Here is an 11,815-nt window from a genome sequence, read left to right as displayed (position 1 = left end):
TGAACTAACGGGCAGTTTAATTGAGGGAGTTTTTGCTCTGGGTGGTATATAATCGAGTTATAGGTGAAGGCAGGTGTGGATTACATGGATTGTAAAACTTATAAAACGAACTATGCAAAATATCAACCGCCGTTGGAACAAGCAGTTTGGCAAACAAAAGAATATGAAGAACATGTTGAGCATTTTCATCAATGTACTCAATGCAGTGAATGGGTAATGGAACAGACTGCATTTCATAAGGGAATAGATGCATCGAGATATTGTTGCGTTGAGATGGCATACCACTTGTCGGCTGGAATAGGTGTGGACCCGTACCAGGATGCCGATGTAGTCATAATTCATTATAAGAAATATGATGAGTATGGCATACCGATAAAAGATGGAGGCACGTCATTTATCTCAATCAGCAATTGTCCTTGGTGTGGGAAGTTACTTCCTACTTCAAAGAGGGATTTGTGGTGGGATACACTTCAACGATTAGGTTATGAAGAAACCTCCGAACAAGAGATTCCCAAAGAATTTGAGACGGATGAATGGTGGCTTAAACTAAAGTCTGACTAAACTAACGAATAACGTTAGCACAACACAGTTGGATTTCTGAGACTGAAAATGTCTTCAGCTTAATCGAGATGATGGAATCTAACGATATACTTCCTGATGATATTGAAGAATTGCGAGATGATCTAGCTAGATTACAACGCAATATGGAAGTCATAAACAAAGATGATTATCGTGATAATCGATACATCCAAACAAAAGATTCCGAGTTTTGGACCATTGAAAGAATATTAGAGGACATTTAGACGCACTTTTAGACGACACAAACATACGTATGCTGATACGAATAAAATCACGGAATTTATATATTAATGAAGCATGCGACACAAATTTACATTTATTGAGTACATAAGCTTATCGAAATCAAAAGCTATTGCTGTCATTGAAGAAATTACTCTTTCTGATTCTACACACGACTAAGAACGTAATAAAAACATGTCGATTGACACAAAACCACCCTCAATCAACTTCCAGATTTTACTTGTATATTCGGTTGATTGGGGGTATATTTGTGTCCATTTCCTTTGACACAAATATACCCCCAAAAAAGGAGATTGACACAACACTACCCCCAAACACATCGGTTTTATTACCGCTGATCGGCAGCGGCAGGAAATTTCATACGTGAGCGTATTTGAGCTGCTAGATTGTTTTTCAGGTGCTGGAGGGTCTTTTATGCATTAACTTTGAATAAATTTAATATTACAGGTAAGAATTCTAATAAATAGTAGTAGAAAGAGGTGACTAGAGTTGGGTGATAAAAAACGTGAGGACTCCTGGAATGACGAGCATGATCAATTATTAGCCGAAGTAGTATTATCTCATATTAGGACTGGCAGCACACAATTGGCTGCTTTTGAGGTGAGTGGAAAACCACCAATGGATGTGGATGGACTTGTTGATGAGCGGCAAAACCCATGAACCCTCAAAATGTTATATTTTAGAAAATTTTTAGAATTGCTTTCGAGGGTGTTTATACTTCTCATTTAGACTAAGGTTGTAGGCAAGAGAAACCATATAACCTTAAAGGAGAGATTAATATGAATACACAAAATAAAGCACAAAATGCACTGGAAGACATCAAAGTCAGTTCGAAACTGAAGATTGCTACGCTGTGGGCGAGTTTTATGTTTCTCTATATTTATGTTGATTATTTCGCCTTATATATGCCGGGCAAAATAGAAGGTATTCTGGCAGGAAAAATATTTATATTTGACATTTCATATGTCTTTCTATTGATAGCACTGATTTCGGTAACAATTCCAGCTCTTATGATTTTCCTTTCTGTTGCCCTGCCGGCAAAAGTAAGTCGCTGGGCAAATATCATTATTGCCGCGGTGTATATTCCCTATACATTGTTTAATTTGACAGGAGAGGCTTGGGTGCACATGGTGTTTGGCGCTGTTGTAGAAGTCGCTCTTCTGTGTCTAATTATCTGGTATGCATGGAAATGGCCTTCTTCGTTACGGTAATTACGTTACTAATTATCTTTACTGCATGGAAGTGGCCTAGGCAGGATAGCTAGCAACGCGGGTTTCGGGCATTACTAAGAAGAATGATGATGACATAGTCGCAACTTTTGCATATCGTATGCGAAAAACTGGCTATCAAGAAAAAAATGAATATCAAACAACCCCCACCTCGGGATGGGGGAGAAGAAATGTCTACTGTTTAAGAATTTAGCCGGCAATGCGTTGGCAGCGAAGCTGACCATGGCATGAATGGCTCCAGTGCCTTCGGATCGAGCTGACCTGTTAGTTGAGGTAGCTGTTGCGTTATCAGGCTTATTTGGATTTTGGTAGATTACATGGAGTATGTAACGCACCCCGAGTTCATAATAAAACACCAAACATACATATCTAAGTAGATTGTTTTACGTTATTGAACAAACGAAGAACGATAGTTGAATGAAGCAGACAACTGCCTTTGACTTTTAGGCTGCTGCAAAGATTGACACAAAAATACCATTGGGAAACAGCAGCAGTCAGGGGGCGGTTAGAACTTATTATTTTGATGATCGAAAATACACATCATATAATGCGTAACAATATATTAAATTGTAAGAGGACAAGAACATATATCGATTAGAATCCGCGATTAGAGCGGATTTTTTAATTTATGGATATAACTTCTTGTCCTTTGCAAAAGACAAGAAGTTGTATTGTTCGCCGAAAATGGACGAAAAGATGATACCTTTCCCGTTGTTGCTAAAGGATACAAGTTGAGTGTCACTTTTTCATTATACAATACAACTTAATGTCCTAGTATTTGGTTTTCTCTATTTTCGTTGAGATAAGGGCATGAAAGTTCAATAAACACACTAAGGCAGTCGGAAGGAAACGATCGGCTGTCTTTGGTGCGCTTGGCAGCGGAATCGACTAAGACAATCACTGTGTACACGATTTTGAGCATTTGGCGATCTTAAGATACAAAACGAAAATGATACGGAATACTGTTTTGGACTCGAATTCATTTTACAGATGTAATGAAGGCGGCATAGCGGATTCGATGTTATAAGCAACATTCGTTTCCATATCTTGAAAAAGAAAATGTCGTTAAAATAACTGTATGCAGCAGCTCCGGTCGTTTCTACAACAATCGATCCTTACAGAACCGACCAAAGACATCCCAGTTCATAATGCATTTGTACATTATGGCCCTAATAGATTCCCAGTCTGGACAGAGATCCCTACGATCGACTTAAAGGTAGAACATATTTAGAGCATACAGTGAAAGCGTATTATTTTTCACCAGTTATGTATTTACGAAGGTCGTCAATTTGCTTAAAATGGAAGTATTATCGAAATTCGTAAATAAGACGGTTATCGGACAGTCTCGCAATTCGATTTAAAATCTCATTTTAAGATCAAGATCAAGATCAAGATCCAGATTAAGATCAAGATCCAGATTAAGATCCAGAATCAGAGACATTTGAAGACGAAAAATGATTGAAGATTATGAGCGATTGAAGATCAAGAAATATTAAAGATAGAAGAGCAATTGAAGATCAAAAGACAATCGAAGATAGAATAGCGATTGAAGATCAAAAGACAATAGAAGATAGAAGAGCGATTGAAGATTAAGAGAGAAATTGAGTCCTAAGAGCGATAGAAGACGAAAGACAGTTTGAAGGTAACTCAATGAAGGCGAGACCGTCCGATAACACCATATTCACGCTTCGGGCTGACGCCCTCGGTCCGGCAGAGTGATTTCGGGGAAGCGTGGCAGCCGGACAACCCTGCGAGGCTAAGTCTGACGACCCGTTCCCTACGGTCACTTAAGCCTCTCGGGCTCGTGAATACCAGAACGTTAGCCGAAAGAAGTTCTTAATTTAGGAGGAGTCTATATGATATTAGAAAAAGTTATAAATAGAATTGCAATACAAAGTGAATATAAGGATTTTGTTGATAAGTATATAGATAATATACTTACTGAATTTAAAGGTAAGATTCATAGCATTTATATGTGTGGCTCGATTCCAAAAGGAACTGCTATACCTTTTAAGTCAGATGCAGACTTTACTATTGTATGTGTAAATCCCAAAGATATTGATTACGAAAGATTGACAAATATTAAAGATAGGCTTTTGGAAGAATATCCAGTAGTAACTAAGATTGATACGATAATTTGCTCGATTGACGATGTATTAAGTAAACCAAATGAGTGGGGTTTTTGGGTTAAGATAATTTGTGTTTGCGTATATGGTCATGACGCTGGTGAAAAAGTACCACCCATAATTATTTCTCCAGAGTTCATTTTAGCCTTAAATACAGAGACCAAGGAGGAAGTAGATCGTATACATAGTTTACTTTCTAATGCTAGTGATAACACAATGAAAACTAGATATATTAAAGGTTACTCTAAGAGATTAATTCGTGCATTATACTCTTTGGTTTTAGAAGATACAGATGTATGGCAAGATGACATTATTAAGATGAAGACTGCCATATTAAACTATTGTGAGATTGACTCCGCTTTAGTTGATTATCTGTATGCTTGTTACTTAGATAGTAATGTACTTGTTGAAGAGTTTCTGGGAATTGCAGATGAAGTATTTAGCTATTTTGAGAACGCCTTAAATGCAATGGCTGCTTCCAGAACTTCTTTCGGCTAACACCATATTGACGCTCCGGGTCACTCTGAGAAGCGAGTGACCACATCCAGCCCCCTAAGCCCGTCGGGACGTCACTGCATTAGGTGTTCGGCAAGCCTCACAACTATAAGCAGCGACTCTAATTAAAACATAAGACTATTGAGCTAACGGGTAACGATAGTTAAATCAATAAAGCATGAAGGCGGCCGGCCAGATGATCGGCTGCCTTTTCTCAACTAAAGGGCAGCTTAGTTAAAGAAAATATGATAATGTATAGCTAAATCGCACTTTGGGACGTGATTAAAACGGATAAAAGCTTATTGGACATATATATTGACTGGGAAAACAAATTAGATAGCGATGAATGGTATTTTAGTAATTCTTTTGAATCGATTATTAAGGAAATGTCCCCTGAAGAAGCGTTTAACTACATTCCAAATGTTATTGAGATGTTATTTAAGTTAGATGATGACTTTTTGATTTGGGAAACCCTTATTTCTTAATTGAACTCAATACTATTGCTAATACCACTCAAATACATCCATTCCTCGAAAGAAATTGGTCTTTATTTAGAAAACACATTATGAAATATAAAGACTCCTATGATACTCCATTTAAGGAACTTATAAGAGACCTTAGAATTACAGAATGAACTGCCCATTAAACTAACGGATACTTGATAGTGAAGTGACGAAAGGGCTGCCCTGTGACAGCCTTCGCTCAGCAATCTGGCAAGATAATAGCAAGAAGAATTAACCGTTTATTTCCAACAAGGGGATAGGAACAAAATTCAGATAAAGTCGTTTAATGTTATGGTAAGAATGCAAACGGAGGTATAACATTGAAAAAATCTATCTTAGTTGTTCTAGTACCACTGATTATTGTTGCAGGTTTTGTGGTAGTTAATTTGTTTTCTAAACCAGAACTTAAGGGTCATCAGCCGCCAATTCAAAATTACAACTGATGAGAAAGAAATCCCAATTGTTTTAGGTTCACACACTTGGAAATCGGTCGTTGACGTAAATGTTGATTATGACGAAATTATTAAAAATCATAAACCAGTCGTTGTTTCCCCTAATTCGGAAATATCCATTGATTTTGGCAACTACAAGCCAAAACCAGATAACATGAACTATGGAAAGATAAACAAACATCAGGATGGTTGGCATAGTCTTACAGTTTCATATTCAATCAAAAATAATGTAATTAAAATTGGGGAAGACTCAGGAAAAGGAATTACAATCATTCATTTAACCACTTCATGGGATTCAGGTTCACAAGCAGATTATTATATTCCAATTGAAGTGAAGTAAAGAAATAAAAAGAGTATCCCAAGACTTTCAGACTATCGACAAAGTCTCTATCGTTCGGCTGACCACTCCATTGGGAGTGGTTTTGTTTGTGCGCCTCACAGTCGCACAATCTAAGTGGTTCAAATCCACTCGGTAACTTTACCCTTTAAAGTGCCGTAGCCGAAGTAGAGGTCCTAATCCAGCAGGGTTAGGATTGGCAGGGTGTCTCTTGTGAGAGGGAATCCGAAGGGCCTGCAGGCAAAATCCAGCCCGGAATGCGGTGAACCAGAGGTGGCGGCGATGTTGGGTGACCCGCCAAACAAACGGGGAAACTTATGCAAATATGTATATCTTGTAGGGAAACAAACAAAGGGATATGACCTGCAAGGCTCATCGACGTGATTAGGGTCAGGATGGATGGAATAGAATGTGCAGATAACTGAGGGAAGTCTCGTAGCTTCCTTGACGCAAACGCGGACAAGGTAGGGGAGGTATAACCTTAAAGGGAAAGCCGAATCAATGGGCTGCGAGATGGCGGATCGTTCCGTAATAGCGAGTAAGTCCGAGCCGATGAAAGCTGGTAACAGTCTGGAGGGGAAAACTCGGATGAGTATGCGCGCGAGAAAGAAGACTCAGTCGCATAACCTGCTTCCGCTTCAAAAGAGGGAAGACAGAGGCAAAGGGGACGTGCTTCGTCAAAATCTGTGAGTTTGCGTGAGTGGAGATCGTAAGCGCCTTAAACCAACGAGAGTAGCTCCAAGTGGGTGCGTCCCGCCAATGGCGAAGAACGCCAACGGATAAGGACTACTGGCGACCTGAGTACACGGCGGACCAACAGAGTGATTGACAATGAGACTAAGACGCATTTGTTACGCCCGTGGAACAAGCAAGGAATCGATCATCTGTAGCGGAAACAAGACCAGTTTGGTGAGTAGCGGTAAAGGTGGTGAAACACCAATGAAACCGAAACGACGATATTACTCCCTGATCGATAAAGTGTACCAAATAGAAAATCTGTACGAAGCATGGCTATCCGTGAGGAAGAATCAAGGAAGCGGCGGAATCGATGGCGTAAGCATTGCCATGTTCGAGAAGAATGTGAGTATGAACCTGAGGGAGCTCCAAAGGTTATTGCAACAAGGGCGGTACAAGCCTGACCCTGTGCGACGTCATTACATTGAGAAGGAGAATGGGAAATTAAGACCGTTAGGTATTCCTACAATCCGAGATCGCGTATGTCAGCAAGCGGTACGCCAGATCATCGAGTCGATTTTCGAGAAAGACTTCTACTATTATAGCTTTGGCTTTCGAGCAGGATACTCGGCGCACCAAGCAGTGAATACGATTCGACGCGCGAAACGCGGCGGATACGAATATGTGGTTGACCTGGACATTATGTCTTTCTTCGATGAAATTCCACACGAATTACTGATGGAGAAAGTACATGAGAGAATCGCCGACGGAAAAGTACTGACGCTCATTCGCGGATGGCTAACGGCGGGATTCATGGAAGATGATCAGTTCCATGAAACGGAAATCGGGTCTCCACAGGGCGGAAATTTGTCGCCATTGCTTGCGAATTTGTACTTGAACCATTTCGACTGGGGGATGAAGGAGAGAGGTTTTGCAGTGGTAAGGTATGCGGATGATGCAGTCATTCTATGTAAAACAAAGGAACAGGCTGAAGAGGCATACCTAGCGGCAAAGACCATTCTGGAAAACGAATTACAACTACGAATGCACCCTGAGAAAACGAAGGTTGTACATTTCGATGATGGATTTCGCTTTCTTGGATTCGACTTCTGGAAGGGATATCTCATTGTACCTGACACGAAAGTGAAGAAATACAAAGATAAAGTCCGTAAGATCACCCGCAGGCAACAAGGGATTAACCTTGATGGAATGCTCAAGAAACTAAATGAAATTGTGCGAGGGTTTGGTAATTACTTCGGCATAGGGAATGTAAAGAAGAAGTTTCAACGGTTAGACGAATGGACGCGCATGAGGGTGCGAGCCTTTATGTGTAAAAAGAAATCTACGGTTTCTAATTCGCTGATACCCAACAAAGTGTTGGAATCGGCAGGAATGGTATTTCTAACAAACTTACTCACCACACGTTTCTAATTCAGTTGTGAAATATGCAGCCCGGTGACGGGTGAAGATGACTCACTCCTGAAGATGGGGAACTGACGAAGGAAAGCCGTGTGCGGGAAATCCGCATGCACGGTTTGATGGGGAGTCCGGGGGAGTAATCCCCCGTCTTACCCTACTATTTACGAATATTGTACTTTGGGTTTTGATACTGTGAATCATACCGCAAATGGAGATCAGGTCATTGCGCTAACGGAAACGATAGCTAAATTGGCTTCTTTATCACTTATAACAATGAATGAAAGCACGATTTTATGGATGTAGGGTGGGGTGTATCTATGATTAAATATAGTCTTGGCGAAACACAACTTATTGTGAACAATAAAACGGTTGAACTCATTGAACCCCTTCGTTATATCGAAACATTCAATGACTGATTGATTGTTGTTTTTAATAAAGGAAATAGGGATATATCTCATGAACCCTTAAATAACATGAACGCCTATGACATTAAAACTGGAGAGTTGATTTGGAATATTGAGGAATTGATTAGCAAGAATGAAGAATGTAAGCAGTGGGGTATCAACAAGGCACTTTTCTTTAACTTGTGTCTGGTGGAAATAAAGTTGTAGACTGGAAAATAAAGTATTAGACTAAAAAATAAAGTAATAGACTGTCTACAGCAAAAAGGGGGTTGAAACATTGAAAGCAATCCACAAAAAACACGATGTTGTAAAACGGAAAATGATTGGATGGCTGTTGGTAGTAATTATTGTGTGCTCGTTAATTGTTATAACTTATAAATCTGGATACATAATTGGGAAACTTATGGCCTATTTAGAGCTTATATGGCAAGACTAAGACTGATTCGTTCAAATAACAGAGAACGTTAGCTCAATCAAAGACAGTGACCAGTCTAAGACTTTATTTTCAAGTCCTAGTCCGCCAATGTTTGATTTTCGGGTCCAGTCTAATACTTATCTTTAGAAGGCAGGCGATTTTCTAACTTGTAAACCGCGCCACATTAACACTTGTAGTCTAATACTTTATTTTCTTTGTACAACATGAAAAAGGAAAACGAGATATTGTATGCTTATGATTTAATGCATCACTTCTACATTAACCCAATCGAAAGTAGAATCATCAAGGTTACAACACGTAGATAGCATTGCAGGAAAGAGCAATTTCATTGAAAGGAAAGGAACAATAGCTGATGCAATGTCCAAAGAAGTATTGCTTTTTTTGGCTAGATAACGGTACTTGCGGATGCGTTTTCGGCAAATGCTCAGGATAGAAACGGATAAAGGCAATAAGGATTGGTACGAACCTAACGAACCAGAACACGATAAGAGTGGTCTCCCTTATGACCATTTCACGATAAAGGTTAAATAAAGCATAGTTTTCATAGGCGCTGAAAAGCGTCTTTTTGTTTATTTCTTGGGATAGAAGGGAAAATATAGGTATCCAGGATTCGAAAGGTGATACCAATGTCGCGACTGCTGTCTTTAATGCTCATAACATCTTTGTTGTTACTTCCTACGTTTGTCACGGCTAAACCAGATCAAACTCAAGATGCACATAAATTATCTGAACGCTTAAAACGCTTAGAGCCGGATGAACCAAAAGATATTGCTGATCCTCCGTTTGGGCAACGAGCATTTCCGTCAAAATTGAAGCAGCCACAAGACTTAATCAGAAACGGCAATCAGCTTCCGTATAAGGTACTGCTTGATAAACCTGATTGGAAGCGTCCAATATATAAATCATACTGGCATAGCAGCGTTTCTGGTGGTAGATGGAGTTATGTGCCGAATCGTTTATATTACGCTCAGCACCGTTTATTTATAGATATTACTGCTGGCGCATCAGAGTATTACGATTTTGTTCACGACATTGGTTTGGAAGAAGAATTAGGTCACAGTTCAACAGAGCCAAAAGGCGAAAGTCAGATAATACGTCTTGGTCAAATTGTAGTTGTCGTCATGCAAGCAAAAATAGAAAAAGTGCTGACATGTGGAAATCAAGTCGTGATTGTTGGAAGACCGCAGAGGAATGGCGTACAAGTGATAACGGTGAATATGGTAAATATGATGCTTGATGATCCGAAAGAAGCGGTACTGTTTCAGCTTATAACGCCGGAGGGTGATGAAATTGATTATTCGATTAATTAGATATATCGTGCTTGCGTTTGTTCTTATTTTGTCTGCTTATGATAGCGTTGAAGCAAGTCTGGCAAGAGACATGGTTGAAGCAACCATGAATTTTAAAGTTTCTACTGTGTTAGATGGATACGGAACGCAGGATAAACCTTTTAGTGATGAATCATTTAAACCAATACCTGATGCTCGTCTAATTGTCATTGATCGTAATGGGAATATCGCTGCAAACGGTATAACAGATCATAAAGGTGAGTGGAGCGTCAAAATTAATACTCCAATTGATACAGTGGCAGATGGGTTTAATGAGTTCATCAAATTTGACGTGCCAGTAAATGAGCATGGAGATGGTTTGGGAAGAGCATCAATTACTCTTAGACCGATTAGACCAGAAGCTCGAAATGAACCGTCATTCGATGCTGCGTTTCATCGGTTTACTGTTTTTGGGATGTTGGATTACTACGCTAGTAAAGTCGGGCTTGCAAAACAGAAACCGATTAAAGGTGTCGGGGAACAGGAAATGCCTTGGAGTGCAAAAATGAAATAGATACACTTAGCTGCTGCTGATCGAAAAATTGAAGAGGAGTGGTTCCTTGATGACAAATAGTAGAATGAATCCTAAGGTTGATGGATTTTTAAGAAAAGCTAAAAAGTGGAAGGAAGAATATGAGAAGTTGAGAAATATCGTTCTTGACTGTGAGCTGACCGAAGAATTTAAGTGGATGCATCCTTGTTACACGTTTGAGGAAAAAAACATAGTTTTAATACATGGATTTAAAGAATATTGTGCGCTTCTGTTTCACAAAGGTGCCTTGTTACAGGATGCCCATGGGATTCTAATCCAACAAACGGAGAATGTACAGGCGGCGCGCCAGATTCGGTTCACCAATGTTCAAGAAATAGTTGAAATGGAAATCATCTTGAAAGCCTATATTTATGAAGCCATTGAAGTTGAAAAAGCCGGTTTGGAAGTGAATTTTAAAAAGAATACAGAATTCATAATTCCTGAAGAATTTCAAAATAAATTCGATGAAATCCTTGCCTTGAAAACTGCTTTTGAAGCATTGACGCCGGGACGGCAAAGAGCATACATTCTTTATTTTTCTGCTCCCAAACAATCCAAGACTCGGGTGTCAAGGGTTGAAAAATGTATAGCAAATTCTCAATGGAAAGGGATTAAATGATTAACAGGCTTACGCATTACCAGCTAAGAAAAGAAAGTTGTAGTATAATGCTGACGCTATTTTACTCGTTCGGAACGACGCTACAGCTGTGGAGCTTACGATTCCGCGATTTAGCATCCATGCCATGTAAAAAAAGCCCCGAAGGGCTTACTCTGGCGTTACTTCTTGTGGATCGTCGTCGCATGCAGTCCCTATTCATGCTGCCATCACTTCTACTCATGTTTCACATACCAAGTGCCGTGCAGTCGGATGTACCCCGTTACAATCACTGGTTTCGGTTTGAACCACCTAATAATCCATTTCATGGCTGCACAACCTTTCGTGAGAGCGCAACGCTCTTTAGTCTGTCAATGGCCTAGTCTGTTAATGATGGGCTAAGAACGCATTCCAAGGGCGTTACTGATATGATTAAAAAATTTTATCTAATTGAATGAATTTCAT

Annotated in this window: 8 protein-coding genes and 1 pseudogene; all 9 read left to right on the top strand. The window is 39.6% G+C overall.

Features of this window, described 5'->3' with window-relative positions; all coding sequences use genetic code 11:
* The first annotated feature begins 84 nt into the window (after positions 1-84).
* The 9 genes and pseudogenes from QFZ81_RS15205 (at position 85) to QFZ81_RS15165 (ending at position 11,378) form a co-directional block, all read left to right on the top strand.
* Positions 85-561, top strand: a complete 477-nt coding sequence (locus QFZ81_RS15205) for a DUF6980 family protein (RefSeq protein ID WP_373463775.1) — start codon at positions 85-87, stop codon at positions 559-561.
* A 747-nt stretch (positions 562-1,308) separates the two neighbouring features.
* Entirely contained in the window at positions 1,309-1,479 is a 171-nt protein-coding gene (locus tag QFZ81_RS37340) for a hypothetical protein (RefSeq protein WP_171688074.1), read from the top strand.
* Between the two features lie 119 nt (positions 1,480-1,598).
* Positions 1,599-2,030: a DUF6326 family protein gene (locus QFZ81_RS15195; RefSeq protein WP_171688075.1), complete on the top strand. Its 432-nt coding sequence runs from the start codon at positions 1,599-1,601 to the stop codon at positions 2,028-2,030.
* A gap of 1,874 nt (positions 2,031-3,904) precedes the next feature.
* Positions 3,905-4,672, top strand: coding sequence for a nucleotidyltransferase family protein (locus QFZ81_RS15190; RefSeq protein WP_307603371.1), 768 nt, complete (start codon positions 3,905-3,907; stop codon positions 4,670-4,672).
* Positions 4,673-6,462: 1,790 nt separating this feature from the next.
* A complete protein-coding gene (locus QFZ81_RS15185; RefSeq protein WP_307440050.1) occupies positions 6,463-6,651 on the top strand; it encodes a hypothetical protein in 189 nt (62 codons plus the stop codon).
* A 249-nt stretch (positions 6,652-6,900) separates the two neighbouring features.
* Positions 6,901-8,067: a group II intron reverse transcriptase/maturase gene (gene ltrA, locus QFZ81_RS15180; RefSeq protein WP_307603369.1), complete on the top strand. Its 1,167-nt coding sequence runs from the start codon at positions 6,901-6,903 to the stop codon at positions 8,065-8,067.
* 1,454 nt (positions 8,068-9,521) lie between these two features.
* Positions 9,522-10,205 (top strand): hypothetical protein, encoded by a 684-nt coding sequence (locus QFZ81_RS15175; RefSeq protein ID WP_307603367.1) that lies wholly within the window; start codon positions 9,522-9,524, stop codon positions 10,203-10,205.
* Positions 10,186-10,737: a hypothetical protein gene (locus QFZ81_RS15170; RefSeq protein WP_307603365.1), complete on the top strand. Its 552-nt coding sequence runs from the start codon at positions 10,186-10,188 to the stop codon at positions 10,735-10,737. Before QFZ81_RS15175 ends, QFZ81_RS15170 begins: the two co-directional genes overlap by 20 nt.
* Positions 10,738-10,786: 49 nt before the next feature.
* A pseudogene (locus tag QFZ81_RS15165) lies at positions 10,787-11,378 on the top strand (YdeI/OmpD-associated family protein).
* The last annotated feature ends 437 nt before the right edge of the window (positions 11,379-11,815 follow it).

Source organism: Paenibacillus sp. V4I9 (assembly GCF_030817295.1).
Lineage (GTDB): Bacteria > Bacillota > Bacilli > Paenibacillales > NBRC-103111 > Paenibacillus_E.
This window is presented reverse-complemented; position numbering and strand designations above follow the sequence as displayed.